The sequence below is a fragment of the Novosphingobium panipatense genome, from assembly GCF_900182875.1.
Classification (GTDB): Bacteria; Pseudomonadota; Alphaproteobacteria; order Sphingomonadales; family Sphingomonadaceae; genus Novosphingobium; species Novosphingobium panipatense.
In genome coordinates this window covers 369,110-394,272 of sequence record NZ_FXUI01000002.1, presented here as the reverse complement: position 1 = coordinate 394,272, position 25,163 = coordinate 369,110, and the positions used below count along the sequence as shown (strand labels likewise).

At 63.7% G+C, this 25,163-nt stretch carries 23 protein-coding genes; 8 read left to right on the top strand and 15 right to left on the bottom strand.

Annotated elements, in window-relative coordinates:
• Positions 1-57: 57 nt before the first annotated feature.
• A complete protein-coding gene (locus QOL62_RS04780; protein WP_283405386.1) occupies positions 58-1,575 on the top strand; it encodes a tetratricopeptide repeat protein in 1,518 nt (505 codons plus the stop codon).
• Positions 1,576-1,647: 72 nt separating this feature from the next.
• Here the strand turns inward: QOL62_RS04780 and QOL62_RS04775 are convergent, their stop codons facing one another.
• From QOL62_RS04775 to QOL62_RS04755, 5 genes are all read right to left on the bottom strand, one after another.
• Positions 1,648-2,079 carry a PEP-CTERM sorting domain-containing protein gene (locus QOL62_RS04775; RefSeq protein WP_283405385.1) on the bottom strand — a complete coding sequence of 144 codons (432 nt, stop codon included), beginning with the start codon at positions 2,077-2,079 and terminating at the stop codon, positions 1,648-1,650.
• Positions 2,080-2,208: 129 nt separating this feature from the next.
• Complete coding sequence (pth, locus tag QOL62_RS04770; RefSeq protein WP_283405384.1) at positions 2,209-2,784, bottom strand: aminoacyl-tRNA hydrolase; 576 nt, start codon at positions 2,782-2,784, stop codon at positions 2,209-2,211.
• A 145-nt stretch (positions 2,785-2,929) separates the two neighbouring features.
• On the bottom strand, positions 2,930-3,541 hold the full coding sequence (locus tag QOL62_RS04765) for a 50S ribosomal protein L25/general stress protein Ctc (RefSeq protein WP_103729811.1): 612 nt from the start codon (positions 3,539-3,541) through the stop codon (positions 2,930-2,932).
• A 168-nt stretch (positions 3,542-3,709) separates the two neighbouring features.
• Positions 3,710-4,564 (bottom strand): TraB/GumN family protein, encoded by an 855-nt coding sequence (locus QOL62_RS04760; protein WP_283405383.1) that lies wholly within the window; start codon positions 4,562-4,564, stop codon positions 3,710-3,712.
• Positions 4,565-4,567: 3 nt separating this feature from the next.
• A complete protein-coding gene (locus tag QOL62_RS04755; RefSeq protein ID WP_283405382.1) occupies positions 4,568-5,512 on the bottom strand; it encodes a TraB/GumN family protein in 945 nt (314 codons plus the stop codon).
• Positions 5,513-5,615: 103 nt separating this feature from the next.
• Here QOL62_RS04755 and QOL62_RS04750 point away from each other — a divergent pair, with 103 nt between their 5' ends.
• The 3 genes from QOL62_RS04750 to ppdK are packed head-to-tail and all read left to right on the top strand — an operon-like array spanning position 5,616 to position 11,350.
• A complete protein-coding gene (locus tag QOL62_RS04750) occupies positions 5,616-6,518 on the top strand; it encodes a glycine--tRNA ligase subunit alpha (RefSeq protein WP_283405381.1) in 903 nt (300 codons plus the stop codon).
• Complete coding sequence (gene glyS / locus QOL62_RS04745) at positions 6,515-8,632, top strand: glycine--tRNA ligase subunit beta (RefSeq protein ID WP_283405380.1); 2,118 nt, start codon at positions 6,515-6,517, stop codon at positions 8,630-8,632. The genes QOL62_RS04750 and glyS overlap by 4 nt, the downstream gene beginning before the upstream one ends.
• Before the next feature lie 54 nt (positions 8,633-8,686).
• Positions 8,687-11,350, top strand: a complete 2,664-nt coding sequence (gene ppdK, locus QOL62_RS04740; RefSeq protein ID WP_283405379.1) for a pyruvate, phosphate dikinase — start codon at positions 8,687-8,689, stop codon at positions 11,348-11,350.
• 66 nt (positions 11,351-11,416) lie between these two features.
• Here ppdK and QOL62_RS04735 read toward each other — a convergent pair whose 3' ends face one another.
• Positions 11,417-12,175, bottom strand: a complete 759-nt coding sequence (locus tag QOL62_RS04735) for a class I SAM-dependent methyltransferase (RefSeq protein ID WP_283405378.1) — start codon at positions 12,173-12,175, stop codon at positions 11,417-11,419.
• Between the two features lie 86 nt (positions 12,176-12,261).
• Between QOL62_RS04735 and QOL62_RS04730 the strand changes: the two genes are divergently transcribed.
• Together QOL62_RS04730 and hisI are read left to right on the top strand one after the other, a co-directional pair.
• Entirely contained in the window at positions 12,262-12,999 is a 738-nt protein-coding gene (locus QOL62_RS04730; protein WP_283405377.1) for a ComF family protein, read from the top strand.
• Positions 13,000-13,352: 353 nt separating this feature from the next.
• Positions 13,353-13,730: a phosphoribosyl-AMP cyclohydrolase gene (gene hisI, locus QOL62_RS04725; protein ID WP_103729805.1), complete on the top strand. Its 378-nt coding sequence runs from the start codon at positions 13,353-13,355 to the stop codon at positions 13,728-13,730.
• Positions 13,731-13,751: 21 nt separating this feature from the next.
• Here the strand turns inward: hisI and QOL62_RS04720 are convergent, their stop codons facing one another.
• The 6 genes from QOL62_RS04720 to tyrS all read right to left on the bottom strand — a co-directional run bounded on the left by QOL62_RS04720 (position 13,752) and on the right by tyrS (position 20,702).
• Positions 13,752-14,474: a dienelactone hydrolase family protein gene (locus QOL62_RS04720; RefSeq protein WP_283405376.1), complete on the bottom strand. Its 723-nt coding sequence runs from the start codon at positions 14,472-14,474 to the stop codon at positions 13,752-13,754.
• A gap of 34 nt (positions 14,475-14,508) precedes the next feature.
• Entirely contained in the window at positions 14,509-15,426 is a 918-nt protein-coding gene (gene cysK, locus QOL62_RS04715) for a cysteine synthase A (RefSeq protein ID WP_283405375.1), read from the bottom strand.
• Positions 15,423-16,691 carry an MFS transporter gene (locus QOL62_RS04710; RefSeq protein ID WP_283405374.1) on the bottom strand — a complete coding sequence of 423 codons (1,269 nt, stop codon included), beginning with the start codon at positions 16,689-16,691 and terminating at the stop codon, positions 15,423-15,425. Before QOL62_RS04710 ends, cysK begins: the two co-directional genes overlap by 4 nt.
• A gap of 55 nt (positions 16,692-16,746) precedes the next feature.
• Positions 16,747-18,933, bottom strand: coding sequence for a TonB-dependent receptor (locus QOL62_RS04705; protein ID WP_283405373.1), 2,187 nt, complete (start codon positions 18,931-18,933; stop codon positions 16,747-16,749).
• A gap of 91 nt (positions 18,934-19,024) precedes the next feature.
• Positions 19,025-19,363, bottom strand: a complete 339-nt coding sequence (locus QOL62_RS04700) for a PilZ domain-containing protein (protein WP_103729883.1) — start codon at positions 19,361-19,363, stop codon at positions 19,025-19,027.
• A gap of 109 nt (positions 19,364-19,472) precedes the next feature.
• Positions 19,473-20,702, bottom strand: a complete 1,230-nt coding sequence (gene tyrS, locus QOL62_RS04695) for a tyrosine--tRNA ligase (protein WP_283405372.1) — start codon at positions 20,700-20,702, stop codon at positions 19,473-19,475.
• A 126-nt stretch (positions 20,703-20,828) separates the two neighbouring features.
• Between tyrS and QOL62_RS04690 the strand changes: the two genes are divergently transcribed.
• Positions 20,829-21,362, top strand: coding sequence for a DOMON-like domain-containing protein (locus QOL62_RS04690; protein WP_283405371.1), 534 nt, complete (start codon positions 20,829-20,831; stop codon positions 21,360-21,362).
• On the top strand, positions 21,359-22,561 hold the full coding sequence (locus QOL62_RS04685) for an exo-beta-N-acetylmuramidase NamZ family protein (RefSeq protein WP_283405370.1): 1,203 nt from the start codon (positions 21,359-21,361) through the stop codon (positions 22,559-22,561). Before QOL62_RS04690 ends, QOL62_RS04685 begins: the two co-directional genes overlap by 4 nt.
• On the opposite strand, the gene QOL62_RS04680 is transcribed toward QOL62_RS04685, so the two are convergent.
• From QOL62_RS04680 to QOL62_RS04670, 3 genes are all read right to left on the bottom strand, one after another.
• Entirely contained in the window at positions 22,558-23,739 is a 1,182-nt protein-coding gene (locus QOL62_RS04680) for a vWA domain-containing protein (protein ID WP_283405369.1), read from the bottom strand. The genes QOL62_RS04685 and QOL62_RS04680 overlap by 4 nt on opposite strands.
• A gap of 99 nt (positions 23,740-23,838) precedes the next feature.
• A complete protein-coding gene (locus QOL62_RS04675; RefSeq protein WP_283405368.1) occupies positions 23,839-24,267 on the bottom strand; it encodes a GFA family protein in 429 nt (142 codons plus the stop codon).
• Positions 24,267-25,112, bottom strand: coding sequence for an AAA family ATPase (locus tag QOL62_RS04670; protein WP_103729796.1), 846 nt, complete (start codon positions 25,110-25,112; stop codon positions 24,267-24,269). Before QOL62_RS04670 ends, QOL62_RS04675 begins: the two co-directional genes overlap by 1 nt.
• Positions 25,113-25,163 lie beyond the last annotated feature (51 nt).

The following is a 25,163-nucleotide window of genomic DNA, read 5'->3' as shown; positions in this document are numbered from 1 at the left end:
GGCGGGCGAAAGCCGGTTGACGAAAATTTCAGTTCTTCGGGCTAAGGCGTGGGAGAGATGAAGTCCATCGCCCGCACTCTTCTGCCGTTTACGGCGATTCTGACCCTGGCAGCGTGCGGCGAGAGCCCGGAGGCGGCGTTTGCAGAGGCGCAACGCAATTTCGCGGCCGAAAACTATCAGGAAGCCCGCGTCAGGTTGTCGGTTGCGTTACGCCAGCGGCCGGAGGACGCGAAGGTCCTCGCGCTCCTGGCGGACACGCACTTGCGGCTAGGGGACGCAGTGTCCGCAGAAGCTGCCATAGCGCGCCTTGAGCGGGCGGGGTATGGGAACACGGCACGCATGAAGGCTGAGGCCGCGTTGCTGAGGCAGGAGCCGGCACGCGCGCTGGAGCTTGTCGGCGATGCCGACGATGCCGAAAGCTGGAAAGTGAGGGCAGAGGCGCAGCTTGCGCTTGGCGACAAGGAGGCCGCCCGGCTCGCTTACGAGCGGGGTATGGCATCGCATCCCAACATCCGCCTGGCCGCCTCCCATGCGCGCTTTCTTCTGCTGGAGGAGGATCTCGCCGGCGCGGCTCGCGTGCTGCTGCGGATGCGGCGAATGGCGCCGAGATCGTTCGAGACGATGGTGTTGGGAGGTGACCTTGACGCGGCTCAGGGGCGGGAAAAGGAAGCCGCTGCGGCCTATCGCGCCGCGGTTGACGCTTTCCCCAACAGGCTTGGACCCATGCTGGCCCTCGCCAATCAGTATGATGCCATGGGCCGGCTGGATGAGGCGTTTGACCTCGTGCAACAGGCCGCGCGGTTCGCGCCCGGCGATGCGGAAGTGGAAGCGATGCGCATCCAGTTCCTGTCTCAAAAAGGCGAATGGGAGACGATCCGTCTCGCGCTGCAAGGCCGTGAAGCAGACCTCATACCCGGCTCGACACTGGCGATGACGTACGGCGAGGCCTTGCTGCATCTCGGCCATGCGGAGCAGGCGCGAGCGATCTTCCGGCGCGCGGTCCTTCACTTCCCGCACAACCTCTATGCGCAGCTGATGCTGGGACGGGCGCAGCTTGCGGCCGGCGATGCCGCATCCTCTTGGGAGACTCTTGCGCCGCTGGCGCGAAGCACACTTGCGCGGCCGGACGTTCTGGAGCCCGCGGTGCAAGCGGCGCGGGCGGCAGGCGCTCCCGAGGCCGCCGGGCTGCAGATGCGGCTGGCGCCGGCACGCGTGCGCGAAACGATGGCCTTGATCGAGAAGGGAGAGGGCGCCTTGTACACGCGGCGCTGGCGAGAGGCTATATCCGTCTACCAGCAGCTTCTGAAGCGGGGCCCCGACGCGGAAGTGCTGAAGCGGCTGGCGCTCGCCTACGATGGTCTTGGCGAGGTCGAAGCGGCGATCGCGCATGCCGATCGTGCCGTCGCCCTGAACAGAAACAATCCGAACTACCTGTACGTAGCGGGCGCCTTGCGCCTTTCAAACGATCGTGATCGCGCCGAAGCGCAGCGGCTGCTTGAAGCTGCAGCCATCCTCGACCCCGGCAACGACGCCATCGCCCGCGAACTGCGGAAGGCAAAAGCTCCCGGCCGTTGAAGGACCGGAAGCTTTTCTGGAGCGTGTTCAGGAAAAAAGCCCGGCGCCGTAGGAATGCCGGGCCTGATCGCCTTAGCGCCGGCCCTTGCGACGACGTGCGTAGGCGAGGCCGATAAGGCCGGCACCCAGCATGCCCAGCATGCCGGGCTCGGGCACCTTCGTGCCGCCCGAAGAGGTGGAGGTCGAACCACCGGACGAGGTCGAGGTGGTGCCGCCGGAAGTGGAGGTGCTACCGCCCGAGGTGGACGTGGTGGTGCCGCCCGAGGTGGACGTGGTGGTGCCGCCCGAGGTGGACGTGGTGCTGCCACCCGAGGTGGACGTCGTGGTGGTGCCGCCCGAGGTGGAGCTGCTCGTGGACGAGCTGCCGCACTGCTTCTTGCCGGCCGAGTGACCGCAGTTGCAGTAGTGCTTGTGGTACGAACCCCAGGTCGCATGCGCGGGTGCACTTATTGCGACAGTGGCGCCTGCTGCCACCGACAGCGCAAGCATGGTCTTCCGGATCATCAGTCTACCCCTAGTTACCCGTGTTAGCTTACCAGCATCAAAGCAAGTGTCGTGCCAAAGGCAGATTTCAGCCGCTTCTGGTGTTCTCGACCTGCACTGGGTGGCTAACTTGTAAGCGGTTTCGACACTTCAAGCCTGTTGGCGCAAGGCCACGTCGCTCATGAACCGCGTATCGTCGCCCGCACTCAGTCGGTCCGCTTCCCCCGCCACGGCGCCCAGCATGTCGGCAAGCGGGTCGAGTTCGGCCTTGGTGTAATTGCCGAGAACATGGCCGGTTACGCGATCCTTGTGGCCGGGGTGCCCTATGCCCAACCGAACCCGCCGGAAATCGGCGCCGAGGTGCTGATCGATCGAACGCAGCCCGTTGTGACCCGCGTGGCCGCGGCCTTGCTTCACCTTGACCTTGAAGGGGGCAAGATCGAGCTCATCGTGAAAGACGGTGAGGGCGTTCAGCTCCAGCTTGTAGAAGCGCATGGCTTCGCCGACTGATCGGCCGCTTTCGTTCATGAACGTGGCCGGTTTCAGCAGGAGGATCTTGTTGGTCCCGATCCGGCCTTCCTGCAGCCAACCCTGGAACTTCTTCTGCACCGGACCGAAGCCGTGGATCTCGGCAATGGCATCGACGGCCATGAACCCGACGTTGTGGCGGTTGAAGGCATACTGCGGACCGGGGTTGCCCAGGCCGACCCAGAGCTGCGTCGCCATGTGTGCCCTTTCGATCAGTTAACGCGGATGCGCCACCTCCCGCGTGGCGGGCCTTGAGCGGCACTTCTTCCGCAGGGGTAAATCGGCAAAAAGAAAGGCCCTCCCCGCAAGCGGGAAGGACCTGTCCTGAACCGCGAAGGAAGGCTTACTCGCCTTCAACCTTGGTCGTGTCGCCTTCTTCGCTACGCAGAGCCGAAGGAGCGGCGATCGTCGCGATGGTGAAGTCGCGATCGGTGATCGCGCTTTCCACGCCCGACGGCAGCTTTACGTGGCTGATGTGGATCGATTCGCCCACGTCGAAGCCGGTCACGTCGATGGTGATCTCGTGCGGGATCTTTTCGGCGTCGCAGACCAGTTCAAGGTCGTGGCGCACGATGTTGAGCACGCCGCCGCGCTTGAGACCCGGCGAAAGCTCTTCGTTGGCGAAGACCACCGGCACGTTCACGTGCACGGTCGCGCCCTGGGCCACCCGCAGGAAGTCGGCGTGGAGCGGACGGTCGGTGACGGGGTGGAAGGCTACGTCCTTCGGCTGCGTGCGGAGCTTCTTGCCGCCCACTTCAACTTCGACGATGGAGTTGAAGAAGTGGCCGGTCATGAGCTGACGGACCAGCTCCTTTTCCTCGACGTGGATCGCCAGGGGCTCTTCGTTGCCGCCATAGATGACGGCGGGCACGCGACCGGTACGACGCAGGGCACGGGAGGCTCCCTTGCCAGCCCGTTCGCGCGTCTCGGCCGGCAGGTTAAGCGTATCGCTCATAGGACTTGCCTTTCAAAACTGGATTAGGATGCGGCACCTTCCGCTTATTCGGAACGCACCGTCTCGCCACGCCTCCAGGGATGACCATGACGAGAAGGCGCGGCCCATACCCGCAGATTGGTGAAATGGCAAGCCGCGGCTGGCTATGCTGGCGCGCATCGGGCAGCTCTACTGCATACGCGTTACAGTAAGCCCCTGAGCCTTCAGCATGGCAGGTAGCCCGTCCCTTCCGGCCATGTGAGCCGCTCCGACGGCCACGAAAGGTCGCTGTCCCGCCCGGATCACTGTAGCAATCCTGGCAGTCCACGCCCGGTTGCGACCCGTGAACAGCACGGCCCGCAGTTCCGGGTCAGCAAGAAGGCCGGATCGCGTTTCCTTCTCGATGGCCGCCATGTCGCCGTCGCGCCAACTGGCTGCCAGGTCGCGGTCCGGCGTTGCCGCCTCAGTGACAACTGCACCCAGCAGATCGCGCTGCTCCTTCTCGGGGAGCGCGTCAAACAGGGCGAGTTGCGCGGCGGCGCCCTCCAGTTCGATGACCGGTCGCTTGCCGGCGGCCGCAACCACCGCGCGATCCACGCCGTTGCGCGCATCTGCCTCGTCGCTGCCGCCACGGGCAAGCGTCAGCGCGGCGGCCCAGGTGTCCATGGCCGCGAAGTCGCCGTCGCCATAGCCGGCAGCGTCAAGCAGGGACGCAAGGGCAGGTCGCTCGGCCGGCGCTATCCTTTGAGAAAGAGGAGGCTCTCCTTCGCTCCGCGCCAGCTGCGTGAACGTCGCCGCGACCTTGGCCTCGTCGGCGAGATTTCCCACCTCCACCATGATCGTCTCCGCGTCTTCAAGAGCTGCAGCCACGGTCGCGGAGCGCCAACGAAGGGGGCGGTCAGACGTGTGGATGGTGCCGAACAGCCACCCTTCGTGGCCATTTTCGTCGGTGACATGCCACAGCGCGGGGTTGGCCTCCTGTGGTGCCTGTGAACAGGCCGACAGCGCAAGGATGCAGAGCAGAGTGACGGCGCGGCGACGCATGGTTCACTGGACCCGCGTCGAGACTATCCCGGCGGCGGCAAGCTGATCCTGCACGCTGCCAGGTCCGGCGAGATGACCGGCGCCTACCGCGACAAAGACGCTGCCCGGTTTCGCGAGCCGCGCCTTTAGCCACCCGGCCCAATTCGCGTTGCGGTCGGTGATCAGGACCTTGCGCACGATCGGATCGCTCTCGTCCTCGTTGATCAGCCGGGCAAGATGCTCGGCGTCACCGGCCTTCCAGGCGGCGACCATGTCGTCCACATCCGCTTTCACGGTGGGGAGCGAACGGGCCACTTCGACAAGATAGCTCTGCTGTGTTTCTTCCGGCAGGGTGTCGAACAGGTCGATCTGAAACTCCGCGGTCTCAAGCGCCACGTTCGGCAGTTGGCGCACCTTCGCCTGCGCGGCGACCTGCTGGTCGATGCCGGAATCGGTGCTGTAACCTGACGCCTTGAGCGGGATGAGCGTCAGCATGAGCGCCGCGAACCAGGCGTCGTTATCGTCGAACGTCGCGAGCGGCAGGCCAAGCTTGGCCAGGGCTGCCTCATAGGTCTGGCGCTGCTCTTGCGACAGGGTGTCCCGGAGAGTGCGGCCGTCCGCGCGCCGACTCTTGCCCAGAATCGCGTCCTGCGGCTGCGCAGCCGCGTCCATGGCGATTTCCGTGACGAGTTCCTCCGACGTCGCCAGGGCCCTGGCCACGACACCCTGGTTCCACGCCACCGGTTCGGGAAGGACATGGATCGTGCCGAACAGCCAGATCGTGGTGTCGTCGTCGGCGACTTTCCAGAGGGCAGGGCGGACCGTCTCGGGCGACGTACTCTCCCTTGCCAGTACGCTCGACGCGCCAAGAGCGGTGATTGCCAGCAGGGCGGAGCCGAGGAGGGTGCGGACGCGGGTCATCGAGCGGATCATGGAATCGCCTTTGAGGGTTTCCTCCGTCTGCGTCATCGAAAATCTCTGGGCGGGGAAGATTGGGCATCTCGTGATGCGAGTTGATTTGACGGGCCTGATCCGCCAAAGGCCGGCCATTCGCATAAACGACGGAACCCTGATGACCGCCGCCAAACAGCCGCTCAGCTTCCAGGACATGATCCTGACGCTCCACAACTTCTGGAGCGCGCAGGGCTGCCTCATCCTGCAGCCTTACGACATGCGCATGGGGGCGGGCACTTTCCACCCCGCCACCACACTGCGGGCGCTTGGTCCCGAACCGTGGAAGGCGGCCTACGTGCAGCCCTCCCGCCGCCCCACGGATGGGCGCTACGGCGAGAATCCCAACCGGCTGCAGCATTACTACCAGTACCAGGTTATCCTGAAGCCGAACCCGGAGAACCTCCAAGAGCTCTACCTTCAGTCGCTTGCCGAGATCGGCGTCGATCCTCTGGCGCACGACATCCGCTTCGTCGAGGACGACTGGGAGAGCCCCACGCTGGGCGCCTGGGGGCTGGGCTGGGAAGTCTGGTGCGACGGCATGGAAGTGACGCAGTTCACTTACTTCCAACAGGTCGGCGGTTTCGACTGCAAGCCCGTGGCGGGCGAACTGACGTACGGCCTTGAGCGTCTTGCGATGTACATCCAGGGCGTGGACTGGGTCTACGATCTCAGGTTCAACAACGAAGGCGTCACCTACGGCGACGTCTTCCTTGCCAACGAACAACAGCAGTCAAAATACAACTTCGAGATTGCCGACACGGATTCGCTGTTCGCCGGCTTCAAGGCCGCCGAGGCCGAATGCATGCGCTGCATCGACGCGCAGATTCCCCTGGCGGCTTACGACCAGGCGATCGAGGCTTCGCATCTGTTCAACCTGCTCCAGGCGCGGGGCGTCATCTCTGTCCAGGAGCGTGCCAGCTACATGGCCCGCGTGCGCGACCTCGCCAAGGGATCGTGCCAGGCGTGGATCGACGTGAACAAGGAACAATGGGAAGCCAAGTTCCCGGGGTGGACCGTATGACCGACTTCCTTCTTGAACTGCGCAGCGAGGAAATACCGGCCCGCATGCAGGCCGGCGCCCGTGCTGACCTGGAGAAGCTGTTCCGCAAGGAAATGGAAGCGGCGGGTATCGCACTTGGTCAGATCACCGTGTGGTCGACCCCACGCCGCCTTGCGTTGATCGCCAACGATCTGCCGGAGACCACCGAGGCCGTTCGAGAGGAGACGAAGGGACCGGCCACAAGCGCCCCCGAGCAGGCGCTGGAAGGCTTCCTGCGCAAGACCGGGCTGGCGAAGGAGCAGCTCGAGGTCCGCGACCTCAAAGGCAAGGCCACATACTTCGCTGTCATCGAGAAGCCCGGCCGCGCCGTCAAGGACGTCCTCGCGGAAGCGATCCCGGCCATCGTGCGCGCTTTCCCTTGGCCTAAGTCGCAGCGCTGGGGCGCTGCATCCATCACGACGGAATCACTGCGCTGGGTCCGGCCGCTTTCCGGGATTGTCGCCATTTTCGGTGAGGATCTTGTCGAGTGCGAAGTCGGCGGAATCAGTTCAGCCTACGCGACCAGGGGGCACCGCTTCCACGCTCCGGGCGAAATCACGATCGGCGGCGCACACGACTACGCGCGCAAGCTATCAGCCTGCCATGTCATCGTCGATCACGTGGAGCGCCAGGATCTGATCCGCGACGAGGCGCGTAACGTCGCCGCCGCCGCCGGCCTCACGCTGGTGGAAGACGAGGGGCTCGTCGTGGAGAACGCCGGCCTTACCGAATGGCCGGTACCGCTGCTCGGCCGCTTCGACGAAGCGTTCCTCGAGGTTCCGCCGGAAGTGATCCAGCTCACCGCGCGCGTGAACCAGAAGTACTTCGTGTGCGAGACGACCACGGGCAGCCTCGCCAACGCTTTCGTCTGCACCGCGAACATCGATGCTATCGACGGGGGCGAAGGCATCGTTGCCGGCAACCGCAAGGTTCTGGCTGCACGCCTGTCCGATGCCCGCTTCTTCTGGGAACAGGACAAGAAGATTGCGCTTGCCAATCAGGCCTCGAAGCTGGAGCGGATCACCTTCCACGAGAAGCTCGGCACGGTGGCAGACAAGGTCGGGCGTGTCGCAAAGCTCGCCGAATGGTTGGCAAGTGAAGGCATCGTTCCCAACTGTGACCCGGTGCTCGCACGGCAGGCGGCGGAGCTATGCAAGGCCGACCTCGTTACCGAAATGGTGGGTGAGTTCCCGGAATTGCAAGGCCTGATGGGCGGATACTACGCCCGGGCTGAAGGCCTGCCGGCCGCCGTGGCCGACGCCATTCGCGATCATTACAAGCCGGTGGGACAGGGCGACGAGGTGCCGACGGCGCCGGTGACCGTTGCGGTCTCGCTGGCGGACAAGCTGGATACCCTGCGCAGCTTCTTCGCAATCGACGAGAAGCCGACCGGTTCGAAGGACCCCTTTGCCCTGCGCCGTGCGGCTCTGGCCATCATTCGCCTGATCACCGAGAACAACCTGCGCTTCGGTGTTGCCGAGGGCGAACTCCTCGACTTCTTTGCCGACCGCCTGAAGGTGCAGCAGAAGGAAGCGGGCATCCGGCACGATCTCATCGACGCCGTGTTTGCGCTGGGCTGTGAAGATGATCTTGTTCGCCTGCTTGCGCGTGTGCAGGCGCTTCAGGCCTTCGTGGCGACGGAGGATGGTCGCAATCTGCTTGCAGGCTACAAGCGGGCGGCCAACATCCTGAAAAAGGAAGATTGGCAGGGGCTGGAATCCGAGATTGCGCAGACCGGAGAGGAAGATCCTCTTGTCCTTGTCGAGGATCCCGACCTGGCCGCTGCGATCGCCGAAAAGATGGCGGACCGTCACGCTGCCGCGCGGGGCGAGGGCTATGAGCTAGAACCTGCAGAGAAAAATCTTCTGGAGGCGCTCGACCGTGCGGAACCTGAAGCGTCTGCTGCGGTTGCAGCAGAGGATTTCGCAGGCGCAATGACGGCGCTTGCTTCCTTGCGGGCACCGATCGACGGGTTCTTCGATCATGTGACGGTCAATGACACGAACCGCACCAAACGGACGTCACGTCTTGCGCTGCTTGATCGCTTTCGTGCTGCAGTGCACAACGTGGCGGATTTCTCGCGGATCGAGGGGTAGGAGGGTTTCCCCACGATCTGCGTCCTTGCGCAAAATCCGGAGAGTTAGCGAAGAATGACTAGGCAGGTCTATACGTTCGGCGGTGGCGTGAAGCACGATGATCCGCGTGCGAAGGACAAGGTGATCACTGGCGGCAAGGGCGCTAACCTTGCCGAAATGGCCGACATAGGCTTGCCTGTTCCGCCCGGCTTTACGATCACGACCGAGCAGTGCGTTAAGTACCTCGCCGAGGGGGGAGACTTTTCGGAGGAACTGCGCCGGGAAGTGGCAGAGGCGCTGACTCACATCGAACGGACCGTCGGCAAGACGTTCGGCGACGAGGCCGATCCGCTGCTGGTCTCGGTACGTTCGGGCGCCCGGGTCTCGATGCCGGGAATGATGGACACCGTCCTCAACCTTGGTCTGAACGACACCACCGTCGAAGGCCTTGCCAAGACCTCCGGGGACGATCGCTTCGCCTGGGACAGCTATCGCCGGTTCATCCAGATGTACTCCGACGTGGTTCTGGGGGTCGAGCATCACCTGTTCGAGGAAGCGCTGGAGATCGCCAAGGAGGACAGCGGCTACCTCAACGATGTCGAGATGACCGCCAGCGACTGGCGCAAGATCGTTTCCGAATACAAAGGCATCGTCGAGAAGGAGCTTGGTCGCGCTTTCCCGCAGGATCCGCAAGAGCAGCTCTGGGGCGCTATCCAGGCGGTCTTCGATTCCTGGGATTCCGATCGTGCCAAGGTCTACCGCCGCCTGAACGGCATCCCGGGGGATTGGGGGACGGCCGTGAACGTGCAGGCCATGGTCTTCGGCAACATGGGCGACACGTCGGCAACCGGCGTGGCGTTCACTCGCGACCCGGCGACGGGTGAAAAGGCGTACTACGGCGAATGGCTTGTGAACGCGCAGGGCGAGGACGTCGTGGCCGGCATCCGCACCCCGCAGTACCTCACCAAGGCCGCCCGTGAGCGCGCGGGCGCCAAGCCGCTTTCGATGGAAGAGGCGATGCCTCAGGCCTACGCAGAGCTGGCGGCCGTGTTCGAGCTGCTCGAGAAGCACTACCGCGACATGCAGGACATCGAGTTCACGGTGCAGCAGAACAAGCTGTGGATGCTGCAGACCCGTTCCGGCAAGCGCACCGCGAAGGCGGCGCTCAAGATGGCCGTCGACATGGTCGAAGAAGGCCTGATCGACGAGGCCACTGCGATCAAGCGCGTCGATCCGATGGCGCTCGACCAGCTCCTGCACCCCACGCTAGACCCGAAGGCAGCCCGCGACATTCTGGGCAAGGGTCTTCCGGCCTCGCCGGGTGCGGCCTCTGGTGCGATCGTCCTGGACGCCGACACGGCAGAGAAGCGTGCCGAGAGAGGTGAAGCCGTCGTTCTGGTCCGCGTCGAAACGTCGCCCGAGGACATCCACGGCATGCACGCGGCCAAGGGCATCCTGACCGCGCGCGGCGGCATGACCAGTCACGCGGCCGTGGTGGCGCGCGGCATGGGCAGGCCTTGCGTCTCTGGCGCATCGGGCTTGTCCATCGATATGAAGACCCGCACGCTGCGCATGGGCAACCGTGATCTGAAAGAGGGCGATCTCATCACCCTCGATGGCGCGACCGGTGACATCATGGCAGGGGAAGTTCCCACGATCGAGCCGGAACTCGCCGGCGATTTCGCGACCCTCATGGAATGGGCGGACAAGCACCGGCGTATGAAGGTGCGCACCAACGCCGAGACTCCTGCCGATTGCAGGATGGCGCGGCAGTTCGGCGCGGAAGGCATCGGCCTTTGCCGCACCGAGCACATGTTCTTTGACGCAAGCCGCATCTCGGCCGTGCGCCAGATGATCCTTGCCGAGGACGAGCGTGGGCGCCGCGCGGCTTTGGCGAAGCTCCTTCCCGAACAGCGTGCCGACTTCCAGGCCATCTTCGAAGTCATGGCGGGTCTGCCCGTTACCATCCGCCTTCTTGATCCGCCGCTCCATGAATTCCTGCCGCACAGCGATTCCGAATTCGCCGAACTGTCGCAAGCCATCGGCATCGGGGTGGAAACCCTCAAGCGCCGAGCGGACGAGTTGCACGAATTCAATCCCATGCTGGGTCATCGCGGTTGCCGCCTAGGCATCACGTTCCCTGAAATCTACGAAATTCAGGCGCGTGCCATCTTCGAGGCGGCCTGTGATGTGGCGGCGGCTTCAGGCGAAGCCATCGTGCCGGAAGTGATGATCCCGCTCGTCGCTACGAAGCGGGAGCTGCAGATCCTCAGAAAGCTCGTCGACGAGACGGCTGCCAAGGTCTTCGCCGAGAAAGGCCGTACTCTCGAGTATCTGGTCGGCACGATGATCGAGCTGCCACGCGCTGCGCTGATGGCCGGCGAGATCGCGGAGGAGGCGAAGTTCTTCTCCTTCGGTACGAATGACCTCACTCAGACGACGCTCGGCGTGTCGCGCGATGATGCTGCGCGGTTCCTGAGCCCCTATGTTGAAAAGGGCATCTATCCGCGCGATCCGTTCGTCAGCCTTGACGTCGAAGGTGTCGGCCAACTCGTGCAGCTCGGTGCCGAGCGTGGCCGCGCCACTTACGCGGACCTCAAGCTGGGCATCTGCGGCGAACATGGCGGCGATCCGGCGTCAATCGCCTTTTGCGAGAAGGTCGGCCTGGACTATGTGTCGGCCTCGCCATACCGCGTGCCGATCGCTCGACTGGCGGCAGCGCAGGCCGCGCTGGCCTGACGAGGTGAAGGGGACGGGAAGGTCGCCGGCTTTCCCGTCCTTGAGCGTGGACGCACGGGATACGATTCAGCGCTTCCAGCCTGACAGTGTCAGTATTTCGAAACGCTCTGCTGTGCGGCCGTCCTCTCCGGCTTCGGCGAAAGCGCGCTTTGCCCTTTCGAGTGCCGACTTTCCGAGGGGCGGTCCAGGATCGGCCAGCACGTTCGAGATGCCCTGGGCACGGAGATCCGCAACGAGCCGCGCGAAGCTGCGAAACGCCACGTTGACGGGCCGCTGGTCGACCACCGGGTCGGCGTAGAGCGTTCTTTGCAGAAGCTGCGCCCCGGAGCGCACGTCCACCATTGGATGGAGGCGGGGGGCGGGGCGCTCACCGTCGGCCGCCAGCATGACCTCCCGGGTGGTCGGAAGCGTGCCCGATGACAGGAAGCTCGCGATCAACATGCCCCCGGGCGCCAGCGCCTTGCGGGCGTGGACCAGCGCTCCTGGAAGGTCGTTAAGCGTGTCCAGCGTGCCCAGACTGGCGATAAGATCCACCTGCTCGAACGGCCAGGGCTTCTCTTCCTCGAAACCGAAAGCGGGTTCCGCTTCGGCGACGCTGACGCCAAGAGCTCCCAATGAAGGGGCCAGAGTGCCGGAATAGTCTCCGATGACGAGGGCTGTCCGGGGTTCGAAACGGAGGAAGGAAAGCCTGTCCAGCACATCCTCGACCATGTCGTCGATCAGGTATCGCGGTGCGTCGGGCTGCTGCTGCAGCGCCAACATGCGGCGGCGGAGCGCGCTGCGGCGGGACGGGGAGAAGATGCGGGGGGGAACCTTGTTTTCCATGCGATCATCCCTGCCGTTTCAGTGAAATCCTTGCAATGGTGCTGACAATCGCTTGCCTGGGAAAGGGTCGCGGTTAGCGTCACGCAATGGCGTTGCGACACGTGCTTGCCCCTTTGATAGACTTCGTCTTTCCGCCGCGCTGCCCGCTTTGCGGGGCGGCGATCGGTTCGGCTTCCGGGCTGTGCATGGAGTGCTGGAGCACGCTCGTCATTCCCGGCGAGCCATCCTGCGACCGATGCCAGCGGCCTTTCGGAGACGCCCTGCCTGCAGGAGGAACCTGCGCGCCCTGCCTCGCTGTTCCTCCCCGCCACAGCGGCATCGCGGCTGCCACGTTGTACAATGAGCCTTCGCGCAAGCTCGTGCTTGCCTTCAAGCATGGCAATCGCATCGCGCTTGCACCTCTGATGGCGGGGCTGATGCTTCCAAAACTGCCGCACATCGGAGAGGGGTGGCTGCTGGTGCCCGTGCCATTGCACCGCTGGCGGTTATGGAAGCGCGGCTACAACCAGGCCGCGGAGCTGGCCCGTCAGATCGCGCGGGGAACGGGGGCGAGGCTCTGCGTCGATGGGCTCGAACGGCACAAGCGGACCCCCTCGCTGGGGAGCCTCGGCAAACTGGCGCGCAAGCGGGTGCTTTCGGGCGCCATAAGGGCAAATCCGCGACGGAAGGTTTGCCTGAAGGGTGCCAGCGTCGTGCTGGTGGACGACGTGCTGACGAGCGGCGCCACCAGCGATGCGTGCGTCTCCGCGTTGAAGCGCGCCGGTGTGGAGCGGGTGGTTATCGCCTGCTTTTCCCGCGTACTGGATGAAGCGCTCACCGTCTGACAGCTTGCCACGCGAAAACGCCCGGAATCTTGCGAGCCCGGGCGTCCTCGTGACGAAACTTTTGAACCCTGCTTGCGCAGTTCAGCGGTGCCCCTTTACCGCCTGGCCCGGTCCCTCATCATGCATTTCCCTGAACCGTGGCCTGCTTTCGATATCAGGCCCGTGGTTCCTTTTGAACACTTGCCTGCGAGCGACCTGTGGGTCAGAAGCAGCCCCCCAGCTGCACATGCAGAATTCCCCGAATCGTGCTTTTTGGGAAGAGGCTTCGCCGATGATGAGGGATTTTGATCCACTGCTGTGGCTAGGTTGCAACATTCCTTCGCCGGGTTGCGGCAAGAAAGAAACCGGTAAAGATGACTGAGATAACAGCTACCGAACGGGAAATGGGAACAGCGTTTCTTCCGCGCTTCGATGCGCAGGGATTGCTCATCGCGATTGCTGTCGATTCCCGCACGCGGGAGATACTGATGGTCGCCTACATGGATGAGGCGGCACTGGCCAAGACGCGCGAGACCGGCTTGGCGCACTTTCATTCGCGTTCGCGCGGGAAGCTGTGGCTGAAGGGGGAGACATCCGGTCACTTCCTGCGGGTTGAGGAGATCCGGGTTGATTGCGACCAGGATGCGCTGGAGTTGCGGGTCAGGCCGGAAGGCCCGGCCTGCCATACGGGTGCGACCAGCTGCTTTTACCGTCGCCTGGAAGGCGATGGACTGGAGCGGGTGGAGGCCTGAGAAAGCCCTCCACCCTGAGCTTCAGGCATTCTGACTGAGGATCTCGTCGAAAAACGACAGCATGGAGTTCCACGACTGGCGATCGGCGCTGGCGTTGTAGTCGAGGAAATCCTTTCCCTTGGTGTTGCTGTCGGGATCGGTGAAGCCATGCTTGACCCTGGCGTAGGAGTGGAAGTGCCAGTTGGCCTCAGCGGCATCCAGCTCTTCCCACAAGGCCAGCACATGTTCGCGCGGGGCGAGCGGGTCGGCGTCGCCGTGGCAGATCAGGATACGCGGCCTGATGCCGCCGGGCCGGGCGGGTGCGGTCGTGGGGAAGACGCCATGGAAGCTGACGATTCCGGCGAGGTCCTCACCGGCGCGCGCAGCTTCGAGGACGGCCTGCCCGCCCATGCAGTGGCCAATTGCGAAGAGGGTGAGACCATTGGCGATTTCCCGAAGAGCATCGAGGCCGGCAATGATCCGGGCGCGGTAGTATGCGTTGTCAGCGCGCACCTTCTCGGCGAAGGGAAACGATGCTTCGAAGCTTTCGATCGGTTCGCCGTAGAAGTCGGTGATCATCACCAGGTAGCCTTCGCCGGCCAGCCTGCGCGCCCGATCTTCCATCAGAGGAATGACATTGGCGATGGTGGGGAACAAAGCCACGGCGGCGCGCGGGGTGCCGGCAGGGCGCGCGAGCCATCCGGTGAGAGCGACCCCGGCGTGGGAATAGGGGATCGGCTCGAGCGTCGGTTGATAGGCCGTCATGCTGTCTCGCTTGTTGTGCACCGGAAGAACGGGGTCATTCGGGAAGGAAGTCAGGCACTGAAAGGTAGCGCTCGCCGGTATCATAGTTGAAGCCCAGGATCCTGCTTCCGGCAGGCAGCTCCTTCAGCTTCTGCGCGATAGCGGCGAGAGTGGCGCCCGAACTGATGCCGACCAGCATGCCCTCCGCCGTCGCGGAGCGGCGTGCCCACTCCTTCGCGTCTGCGGGATCGACCTGAATGGCACCGTCGATGGACTGGGTATGGAGATTGCCCGGAATGAAGCCCGCGCCGATACCCTGGATCGGATGAGGGCCCGGTTGACCACCGGAGATGACCGGGGACAGCGTCGGTTCGACGGCATAAGCCTTCATCTGCGGCCACTGCGCCTTCAGCGTTTCGGCGCAGCCGGTGAGATGGCCGCCGGTGCCCACCCCCGTGATAAGCACATCGAACGGTTCGTCGGCGAAATCCTTCAGGATCTCCTGCGCCGTGGTGTTCACATGGACATCGACATTAGCCGGATTGTCGAACTGCTGCGGCATCCACGATCCGGGTGTGGCGTCGATCAGTTCCTTGGCACGTTCGATGGCGCCTTTCATGCCCTTTTCGCGAGGCGTGAGGTCGAACTTCGCGCCGTAGGCCAGCATGAGGCGGCGGCGTTCCACGGACATCGACTCCGGCATCACGAGAATCAGGGTGTACCCCTTGACGGCGGCGGCCATGGCAAGACCGATGCCTGTGTTGCCGGAGGTCGGCTCGATGATGGTGCCACCGGGCTTGAGGCTGCCGTCGGCCTCGGCCGCCTCGATCATGGCAAGACCGATGCGGTCCTTGATGGAGCCGCCGGGATTGGCCCGCTCCGCCTTGATCCACACCTCATGGTCAGGGAACAGGCGCGAGAGACGGATGTGCGGCGTATCGCCGATGGTGGCGAGTATACTGTCGGCCTTCATACATTTTGCTCCCAACGGGGTTCGAATGTGCGGGCGCGGCGAAGTTCGGGGAACAGCCAGGCCCAGGCAAGTGTGATGACTATGGCAGCGCTGCCGCCGAAGACAACTGCTCCGGTCGCGCCGAGCAACGCCGCGGCAAAACCGGACTGCAACTCGCCAAGTTCGTTGGAGGCGGAGATGGCGAGACCTGAGATGGCGGACACCCGGCCACGGACCGCGTCCGGCGTGCGAAGCTGGACGAGCGAGCTGCGGATGAAGACGGAGATCATGTCCGCCGCGCCCAGAAGCGCCAGGAAGAGTAGCGAAAGGAGGAAGTGCCGCGACAGCCCGAAGCCGATAGTCATGGCGCCGTAGCCTACAACTGCGGTGAGCATCTTTACGCCCACGTTGAACCGCAGGGGGCGGAAGGAGAGCCAGAAGGCGACGACCGCTGCGCCCGCGGCCGTGGCCGCCCGCATCTGCCCGAGGCCTTCAGGGCCGACGTGAAGAATGTCGCGGGCAAACACCGGCATAAGCGCGGTGGCGCCGCCGAGAAGAACCGCAAAGAGGTCAAGGGTTATGCAGCCGAACAGAAAACGCTCGCGCCAGACGAAGTGAAAACCTTCGACGATCTGCCGGAGCGGATGGGGCCTGGAAGCGTCGTGAGCAGGGGGCGGCAGGTTGCGAATAGACTGGATCGCAATCGACGCGCCCAGTGTGAAGACGGTGGAACACCAGTATGGCAGGGCGTGATCCGCGGCGAAAAGGAAACCGTAGGCTGCCGGGCCGATGATGGTGCCTGCCTGCATGGCGATCGAGTTGAAGCCGATCGCGCGCGGAATGAGCTGCGGCGGCACGATGTTGGGCGCAATGGCCGCCATGGAGGGGCTGATGAACACGCGGACCATGCCATGCAAGACCGCGAAGGCGTAAAGAACCGGCAGGTTCCGGATCTCCAGCGCGGTTGTTATGCCAAGGCCCAGTGCGACGCAGGCATCGAGCATCGCGGCGACCCCGGCGACACGCCGGCGGTCGAACCTGTCAGCTATGACGCCGGCTACCGGCGTCAGCAGGAACACAGGCAGGAATTGCGCAAAACCCAGCAGGCCCAGCTGCAGGGAAGCCTGGGTTATCGACATGCCATAGTCCGTCCGTGCAACATCGTACAACTGGTAGCCGATGATGACGACGGTTCCGGTCGTAGCCAGAACGGCGAGGAAGCGGGCCAGCCAGAACTTTCGATAGTCGGCGATCTGCAGCGGGGAGGTGGGGACGGGGAGACTCACCTGCGCTGCATGGCAGCGCGCTCTCCCCTTGCCAAGATGCCCCTGACTTGATGAACTAATAGGTGAACTTGGCGGTCAGCCGGACGTCGCGGCCGGCAATGGGTACGAAGTCGCTCGTGAACGATGCGGCGCGTCGTCCGATCACGTCGAACAGATTGTCGGCCGAAAGCATCAGCGTGACCGGACCGTCCTCTCCCATGGGATGCCAGTCCGCGCTGACATTAACCACGGTGAAGGCCGCCGTCGCATTTTCGAAGGGGCCGACGCGGTTCTGCCGAGCGTTCCACTCCAGTTCGCCGCGGAGCCGAACGGTGTCGAAGGTGGCTGTCGCTCCACCGCGAAGCCGCAGGGGCGGGATGCGGGGCACGGGACCATGTCCCTTTATCTGCGCGTGAGTGTAGTCAGCTAATGCGTCCAGCCGCAACTCGCCACCATCCCAACGGGTCGCCCGGACACTGCCCGAGGCTTCGAAGCCCCTGAATCGAGCACCCACGCCCGTGTACCGGTAGACGGGCTGGCCTTGCTCTTCCTCACCTGTGGCGAGGGGGGTGATGTAGTTGTCGAAGTCGCTCAGGTAACCGGTCAGCGAGACTTCGAACGATGGCTGCCTGTAACGCACATAGGCTTCGAACGCATCGCTACGTTCTTTGTCGAGGGCACGGTCGCCAACTTCGTAGGCTTGCGTGGCCACGTGCAATCCATCGCTCAGCAGTTCCTCGGGCGACGGGGCGCGTTCGCCATGCACGAAGTTCGCGCCCACGCTGAAACCCTTTCCGGACCGCCAGCTGGCACCGGCCGCGGCGGACGCCAGATCGTAGGACCGGGAAAAGTCGCCACTGCGGGAGGTGGCCCGGGAACTGTCGTATCGACCGGAAGCATCCACCGTGAACCCTGCGCCCAGGTCCAGAGACTGGAGGGTGAACACGCCGACACGGTCGATGCGGTAATCTGGAACCACAGCCTCAGGCCCAGTCGTGACCAGGCTGCGCGAGAGATACTGGACGCCGCTTCGGCCACGCCAGCCGTTCCTGGTGGCCTGAATCAGGTCAAGACGGGTCTCGATGCCTTCGCCCTCAAAAACCGTACCGACTTCGGACCCTTCGAACTCGGTATGCCGATAGTCGGCATAGGCGCCGCGAACCTGCAGGCTTTCAAGGAAGCCGGACAACCGAACCTCTCCACGAAGATCGAAGCGATCCTGCTTCAGACCGATGGAGACGGGTCCTTCCCCGTGGTCGTGTCCTTCCTCATGATCCTCCTCATGACCATGGCCGGTTTCGGGACGGGAGGGGACACCGTAGCGCGTATCGTAGTGTTGGTACGAGATGCCCAGGTTGCCATCAGCGTCGATGAACGCGAGACCGGCTCCGAGCGTCAGCGTGCGCGCGGCCGAATCCGTCAGGCGGCCAGAACGAACGGTCTGCGCCTCCAATGCGGTGGCTTCGCCCTCTTCACCCTCCTCCCGAAGATGCTCGGCCGCATGACGCATGTCCTCCCGCAGGGCGGGCGAATAGATCTTGCCGCCGACACGCAGGTCATCAGCCTTGCGCCAGGACGCATCGGCATGCGCGACAAACCTGTCGCCGAGCGGAGCCTCGATGGCGCCGCTGAGCGAGCGTTCGTCAGCCGCCGTGCCATATCCGCCGATGCCGGTAGCCGTTATCCGGTCCGGAACCTGCCGTGGGATGCGCTTGTCGATGGCGTTAACGGCGCCCCCGATGGCATTGCCGCCGTAAAGCAGAACCGATGGGCCGTGGAACACGTCGACATGGTCGATCGTCAGCGGGTCGAAGACAACCGCATGGTCGACGGATATATTCGATGCGTCCAGCGAGCCGATGCCATCGATCATGACGCTCACGCGGTCGCCACTGAAGCCACGGAGCACGGGCCGCGAGGCGCCGGGAGCGAAAGCGGTGGACGACACGCCCGGAAGCGACGAGAGCGTTTCGCCGATCTGCCCACGGATGCGGGTCAGTAGCGCGTCTCCTGCGAGACTCGCTGTGGCAGAGAGCAGCCCGAAATCCGTCGGTGGGTGGCCCACCACGACGATGTCCCTGCCGGGTGCGGAGTCTTGAACGGGGGGTTCGCGGTCGGGATGAGGGACTTCGTGAACGTCAGGAGGAGGCGGTGCCTTTCGCGGTTCCACTTCCTGCGCGCTGGCCTGGCTGGGCAGCACGGAGGTGACAGAACCCAGGCTGGCGCATGCGAGCAGGGCGGCTTTGAACAGACGGTAACGCATGCGGCCTTTTTATATGTTATGATATAATATCAAGAGGAGAATGCGTGTTCGTGGCGAAACGAGCGGCACCTACGATCAACCGCCCCGCAGATCAGCGCTTCGGGCGAAGACGCGGGTTCGGTTGGAGTGTCTCGACGAGCTTCAGGAAATCGGTCGTGCGTATGATACGCTCGAACTGGAAGCCCGCTCGCCCCTCGTGCGTCCAGATCAGGTGTGCCTCGATGCGCCCAACCACGGGAAGGCGGATCACTAGGCGCTCTCCGCGCTCGATCGCAGGCTCGCCCTGGATCATGAAGCCCTGGCCGGAAATGTTGACGATGTGCAGTTCCAGCTCGCCGAGTTGGCGATGCTCAGCCAACACTGTGTAATCGACCGTGTGGCGCGTTGCCCGCCGCTTGTCGGTTACAGAGAGCTGCGCTCCTGCACTCATCGTTCCCATGCCTCTGCTCGTGATCCGGAACGGAACCTTAGCCTCTTAATGGCAAACAACCGGTTAATTTTGAACCGGCCCCACGCTGTGGGGAACCGGTGTTGACCGATCAGATGCCCTTGAGCACGCCATGCTTCTTCTTGCCGACACTAAGCTTTCGGCTTTCGCCGGATGCGACCGTAACGAGCAGAGCCGGGTCGTCCATGGGCGTGTCGTCCAGCCGCACCGCACCTTCAGCGATCTTGCGCTTCGCTTCGCCGTTGGAGCCGACGAAACCCAGCGCAGTGCAAGCCGCTCCGAGCCGAATGCCTTCTGCCCCGACTTCGAGTACAGGCAGGTCGTCACCAAGACCGCCTGCAGCGAAGGTCGCCTGCGCCGTGGCCTCGGCCGCCTTCGAGGCGTCGTCGCCCCGGCACAGCCGCGTGGCTTCATTGGCCAGGACGATCTTCGCGGCGTTGATCTCGCTTCCTTGCAGTGCTTCGAGTTTCTCGATCTCTTCGAGGGGAAGATCGGTGAACAGGCGCAGTCGCTTGCCGACGTCGCGATCGTCGGTGTTGCGCCAGAACTGCCAGTAGTCGAAGTGCGGCAGTTGATCCTCGTTCAACCAGACGGCGCCGCCCACGGTCTTGCCCATCTTGGTGCCGTCCGCATTGGTGAGGAGGGGAGTCGTCAGTCCGAACACCTGCGTGCCATCGACGCGGCGTGACAGTTCGACGCCGTTAACGATGTTGCCCCACTGGTCCGATCCACCCATCTGCAGGCGGCAACCGGCCCGGCGCGAGAGTTCCAGGAAGTCGTAAGCCTGCAGGATCATGTAGTTGAATTCGAGGAAGCTCAGCGATTGCTCCCGGTCCAGGCGCAGCTTCACGGAATCGAAGCTGAGCATGCGGTTGATGGAGAAATGCTGCCCGATGTCCCGCAGGAACGGGATGTACTCGAGCGTGTCGAGCCACTCCGCGTTATCGACCAGGATGGCGTCGCTGGGGCCGTCTCCGAAGGTCAGGAAGCGCTCGAAGACGCGGCGGATCGAGGCCACGTTTTCGGCGATGGTGTCCTCGGTCAGCAGCTTGCGTGCTTCGTCCTTGAAGCTCGGATCGCCGATCTTGCCGGTCCCGCCTCCCATGACGACGATGGGCTTGTGACCGGCCCGCTGCAGTTGCCGCAGCATCATAATGGAGACGAGATGCCCGACGTGCAGCGAAGGAGCCGTCGGATCGAAGCCGATATACCCCGGCACCACCTGCTTCGCGGCAAGGGCGTCGAGGCCCTCGGCGTCGGTAAGCTGGTGAATGTAGCCGCGCTCATCGAGCAGGCGGAGCAGGGAGGAGGTGTAGGTCATCGCTTCCGTTTCGTGTGATAAGGAAGCGGCGCGCGTAGCACGGCGCCTCCGTGAAACAAAGTCGTCGGCGCGCAGCGAATTCGCGTTTGCCCTATAACGGCAAGGAAGCGTACGGCGTCGGGCATCATGCAGCTTGTATTCCATCCCGCCCATCTACCGCTGGCGGTACGTAGCCTCGAAGCGCGCATCATCGGGTTCGATGCCGACTGGCTGCGGGCCCGGTGGAAGATCATGGGTGCTGGCAGTCTCGTCGTCCCGCCGTTCGCCGGCAAGGGCCGAGCGGACGGTCTGTGGCAGACCACGTGCTTCGAACTCTTCCTGCAACCCGGGGGAGGGCCGCAGTACACCGAGATCAACCTGTCCCCGTCGGAACGCTGGAACGTCTATGACTTCGAGAGCCGAAGGAAGGGCGTGACGGAGCGCCCGATGCCGCGCGAACCGCGATGCGCGGCGCGGCTGGGCACGGACATGGCGATCTTCGATGCTGCCATACCGACTGCTGGTCTGCCCGCCGCGCCTTGGCGTTGCGGCTTTACCGCTGTCATCGAGGAGAGCGGGGGGCACAAAAGCTACTGGTCGCTTGTTCACGGTTCGGATGCGCCCGATTTCCACGATCCGGCTTGCTTCATCGCCGAGGTTGCTGCACCCAGCGGCGCATGAAGTTCGGTATCGATCGCCTGCTGGCGGACCCCGCCCTGCGTGCCCCTCTCGAAGGCCGCCGTGTTGCTCTTGTCGCGCACCCGGCGTCCGTCACGGAAGATCTTGTCCATTCGCTCGACGCTCTGATCGCGGCGGGCGTGAACGTCACCAGCGCGTTCGGCCCCCAGCACGGCCTGAAAGGCGACAAGCAGGACAACATGGTGGAGACGGCGGACGAAGTGGATCCGCTCTACGGAATCCCGGTCTACAGTCTCTACGGCGAGGTACGCCGCCCGACGCCGGCGATGATGGACAGCGCCGACGTGTTCCTGTTCGACCTGCAGGATCTGGGCTGCCGTATCTACACGTTCGTGACGACGCTGCTTTACCTGCTTCAGGAAGCGGCGGAGCAGGGCAAGAGCGTCTGGGTGCTCGATCGGCCGAACCCGGCGGGCCGTCCAGTTGAGGGATCGACTTTGGTGCCGGGACACGAGAGCTTCGTCGGCGCCGGGCCGATGCCGATGCGCCATGGCCTGACGCTTGGGGAGATGGGCCACTGGTTCATTCGCCACTTCGGCCTGAATGTCGATTACCGCGTCGTCGCCATGGACGGCTGGCGTCCGCACGAGGGGCCGGGCTTTGGTTGGCCGGAGAGCCGGATCTGGATCAACCCCAGCCCGAACGCCGCCAATCTCAACATGGCGCGTGCCTACGCAGGTACGGTGATGATCGAAGGGGCGACCCTGTCCGAGGGCCGGGGGACGACGCGCCCGCTGGAGGTTCTCTTCGGCGCGCCGGATCTCGATGCCAGGGCGGTGCTTGCTGAAATGCACGGCTACGCGCCGGAGTGGATGGCGGGCTGCGCCCTTCGTGAATGCTGGTTCGAACCGACCTTTCACAAGCACGCAAGAACCTTGTGTAACGGCTTGATGATTCACGCAGAAGGCCGGTTCTACGATCACAACATCTTTCGCCCGTGGCGGCTTCAGGCCCTGGCATTCAAGGCGATCCGGCGGCTCTATCCGGACTACCCGATCTGGCGTGATTTCCCCTACGAGTACGAATTCGACCGTCTTGCCATCGACGTTATCAACGGTGGCCCGACGCTGCGCGAATGGGTCGATGATCCGTCTGCGGCGGCGGGGGATCTTGAGAGCGTCGCCAGCCGGGACGAACAGGCCTGGACCACGGAGGTCCGCGACTTGCTCCTTTACCCCTAGCCCTTCTTGCGGGTCAGTTCCCGCATCGCTGCGTCAAGCCCCTCCAGCGTGAGCGCGTACATCGCCCCACCCATGATCTCGCGGATCATGCGGGTGGAACTGGAGTAGTTCCATTGCCGTTCCGGCGTCGGATTGAGCCACACCGTGGCCGGATAGGTCTGGACCACGCGGTTCAACCAGATGGCTCCGGCTTCCTCGTTCATGTGTTCGACCGAACCGCCGGGATGGCTGATTTCGTAGGGGCTCATCGCGGCGTCGCCCACGAAAATGACCTTGTAGTCATGGCCGTACTTGTGGAGAATATCCCAGGTCGGCGTGCGCTGCGACCAGCGCCGCTTGTTGTCTTTCCATACGCCTTCGTAGAGGCAGTTGTGGAAGTAGAAGAACTCCATGTTCTTGAACTCGGCGGTCGCGGCGCTGAACAGTTCCTCCACCAGCCGAATGAAGGGGTCCATGGAGCCGCCCACGTCGAGGAAAAGCAGAACCTTCACCGCGTTATGCCGTTCGGGCCGCATCACGACATCGAGCCAGCCCTGCTTGGCGGTGCCGGCAATCGTGGCATCAAGATCCAGTTCCTCGGCCGCGCCTTCACGGGCGAAGCGGCGCAGGCGGCGTAGCGCCACCTTGATGTTGCGCGTGCCCAGTTCGCGCGTGTTGTCGAGGTTGGCGAATTCGCGCTTTTCCCAGACCTTGATCGCGCGGCCCTGTTTGCCTTCGCCGCCGATGCGCACGCCTTCCGGGTTGTAGCCGGAATGCCCGAAGGGTGACGTGCCGTTCGTACCGATCCACTTGTTGCCGCCCTGATGGCGTTTCTGCTGCTCCTCCAACCGCTCCTTGAGCGTATTCATGATCTCGTCCCAGGAGCCGAGAGACTTTACCGCCTCCATCTCTTCCGGCGAGAAGTAGCGCTCTGCCAGCTTCTTCAGCCAGTCTTCCGGAATGTCCACCGGCTGCTGCCCGTAGTCGCTCATCACCCCGGCGAAAACCTTCTGGAAAACCTGGTCGAACCGGTCAAGCAGACCCTCGTCCTTCACGAAGGTGGCGCGACTGAGGTAATAGAATGCCTCTGGCGTCTGCTCGATCACGTCCTTGTCGAGCGCTTCGAGCAGCACGAGGTGCTCCTTGAGCGATGCCGGGATTCCGGCGGCCCGCAGTTCGTCGATAAAGTTCAGGAACATGATGGATTGTCCCGTGTGCCGTTCTTCCAAGCGGAACAGCAATGAAGTATATCTCGCAAGATGCTGCCTTTTGTAGGCTTCTATGCGCTTTTCGATCTGTCAGGCCGTGGACGCTGGCGGCGGGGGCTGCTGTGGCCATCGTTCCATCTGTGGATCGATCGTCGCCCATTCGGGCGCCTCTTCGGTCCAGATCGCCATGCCGGGACGCAGCCCGTGGGCTTCGTCGAGGAGGCCCAGACGGATTGTACGGAACTGCGGCCGCGCACTCGAGCGGCCCAGGACGCCGCTTCCGCAGACGGTGCAGAACTCCTGCGTGAGCGTGTTGCCGCTGCTCGCGACATAAGCGTATTCGCCGCGCTCGCCGGTCACCGTCACCGCGTCAGTGCGAAACATGGCATTGTTGGTTGGACCGCCCGCTGCGATTTTCTGGCACTGGCGGCACCAGCACTGTCGCGTTGCCGCTGGTTCAGCGGTGATCGTGACGGTCACCGCACCACAGTTGCACCGTCCCTGGTAGGGCGCGCTCATCAGCGACCTCCGCGCGCCATGAACGCGAGACGTTCAAACATCATCACGTCCGCCTCGTTCTTGAGCAGCGCGCCGTGGAGCGGGGGAATGGCCTTGCCCGGATCCTTGTTCTGCAGGACTTCGAGCGGCATGTCCTCGTTCATCAGGAGCTTGAGCCAGTCCAGCAGCTCACTCGTCGAAGGCTTCTTCTTCAGTCCGGGCACTTCGCGCAGTTCGTAGAAGATTTCCATGGCCTTGCGGACCAGCGTCTTCTGGATGCCGGGAAAGTGCACATCGACGATGGCTTCCATCGTCTCCCGATCCGGGAATTTGATGTAATGGAAGAAGCAGCGGCGCAGGAATGCATCCGGCAGGTCCTTCTCATTGTTCGAGGTGATGACGACGATCGGCCGCTCGACAGCGGCGACATGCTCGCCGGTTTCGTAGACGTCGAAGGCCATCCGATCGAGCTCGGCGAGAAGGTCGTTCGGGAACTCGATGTCCGCCTTGTCGATCTCGTCGATAAGGAGGACGGGCAACTGTGGTGAGGTGAAGGCCTCCCAAAGCTTGCCCTTCCGAATGTAGTTTGAAATGTCATGAACGCGCTCGTCGCCAAGCTGGCCGTCGCGAAGGCGGGCCACGGCATCATACTCGTAGAGACCTTGATGCGCCTTCGTGGTGGACTTCACGTTCCAAGTAATGAGCGGTGCGTCGAGAGCTTCGGCGATCTGCTCGGCCAGGACCGTCTTGCCGGTCCCGGGCTCGCCTTTGACGAGGAGCGGGCGCCGGAGCAGGACCGCTGCGTTCACTGCCACCTTCAAGTCATCGGTGGCAACGTAGTTGCTGGTGCCTTCGAAACGCTGCATCGGCTCATCCTGCTCTTAACTGTTCGGTTAAATCCTATGTTGTGCGCCGCA

Coding starts and splice junctions, on each gene's coding strand:
- QOL62_RS04685 (WP_283405370.1), top strand. CDS start 21,359: ATGAAGTTCGGTATCGATCGCCTGCTGGCGGACCCCGCCCTGCGTGCC.
- QOL62_RS04755 (WP_283405382.1), bottom strand. CDS start 5,512: ATGACGCAGACGGAGGAAACCCTCAAAGGCGATTCCATGATCCGCTCG.
- QOL62_RS04730 (WP_283405377.1), top strand. CDS start 12,262: ATGGCGTTGCGACACGTGCTTGCCCCTTTGATAGACTTCGTCTTTCCG.
- QOL62_RS04680 (WP_283405369.1), bottom strand. CDS start 23,739: ATGTTCCTGAACTTTATCGACGAACTGCGGGCCGCCGGAATCCCGGCA.
- QOL62_RS04760 (WP_283405383.1), bottom strand. CDS start 4,564: ATGCGTCGCCGCGCCGTCACTCTGCTCTGCATCCTTGCGCTGTCGGCC.
- QOL62_RS04690 (WP_283405371.1), top strand. CDS start 20,829: ATGCAGCTTGTATTCCATCCCGCCCATCTACCGCTGGCGGTACGTAGC.
- pth (WP_283405384.1), bottom strand. CDS start 2,784: ATGGCGACGCAGCTCTGGGTCGGCCTGGGCAACCCCGGTCCGCAGTAT.
- QOL62_RS04720 (WP_283405376.1), bottom strand. CDS start 14,474: ATGACGGCCTATCAACCGACGCTCGAGCCGATCCCCTATTCCCACGCC.
- tyrS (WP_283405372.1), bottom strand. CDS start 20,702: ATGACCTACACCTCCTCCCTGCTCCGCCTGCTCGATGAGCGCGGCTAC.
- glyS (WP_283405380.1), top strand. CDS start 6,515: ATGACCGACTTCCTTCTTGAACTGCGCAGCGAGGAAATACCGGCCCGC.
- QOL62_RS04750 (WP_283405381.1), top strand. CDS start 5,616: ATGACCGCCGCCAAACAGCCGCTCAGCTTCCAGGACATGATCCTGACG.
- QOL62_RS04735 (WP_283405378.1), bottom strand. CDS start 12,175: ATGGAAAACAAGGTTCCCCCCCGCATCTTCTCCCCGTCCCGCCGCAGC.
- hisI (WP_103729805.1), top strand. CDS start 13,353: ATGACTGAGATAACAGCTACCGAACGGGAAATGGGAACAGCGTTTCTT.
- QOL62_RS04670 (WP_103729796.1), bottom strand. CDS start 25,112: ATGCAGCGTTTCGAAGGCACCAGCAACTACGTTGCCACCGATGACTTG.
- cysK (WP_283405375.1), bottom strand. CDS start 15,426: ATGAAGGCCGACAGTATACTCGCCACCATCGGCGATACGCCGCACATC.
- QOL62_RS04705 (WP_283405373.1), bottom strand. CDS start 18,933: ATGCGTTACCGTCTGTTCAAAGCCGCCCTGCTCGCATGCGCCAGCCTG.
- QOL62_RS04780 (WP_283405386.1), top strand. CDS start 58: ATGAAGTCCATCGCCCGCACTCTTCTGCCGTTTACGGCGATTCTGACC.
- QOL62_RS04765 (WP_103729811.1), bottom strand. CDS start 3,541: ATGAGCGATACGCTTAACCTGCCGGCCGAGACGCGCGAACGGGCTGGC.
- QOL62_RS04775 (WP_283405385.1), bottom strand. CDS start 2,079: ATGATCCGGAAGACCATGCTTGCGCTGTCGGTGGCAGCAGGCGCCACT.
- QOL62_RS04700 (WP_103729883.1), bottom strand. CDS start 19,363: ATGAGTGCAGGAGCGCAGCTCTCTGTAACCGACAAGCGGCGGGCAACG.
- QOL62_RS04675 (WP_283405368.1), bottom strand. CDS start 24,267: ATGAGCGCGCCCTACCAGGGACGGTGCAACTGTGGTGCGGTGACCGTC.
- ppdK (WP_283405379.1), top strand. CDS start 8,687: ATGACTAGGCAGGTCTATACGTTCGGCGGTGGCGTGAAGCACGATGAT.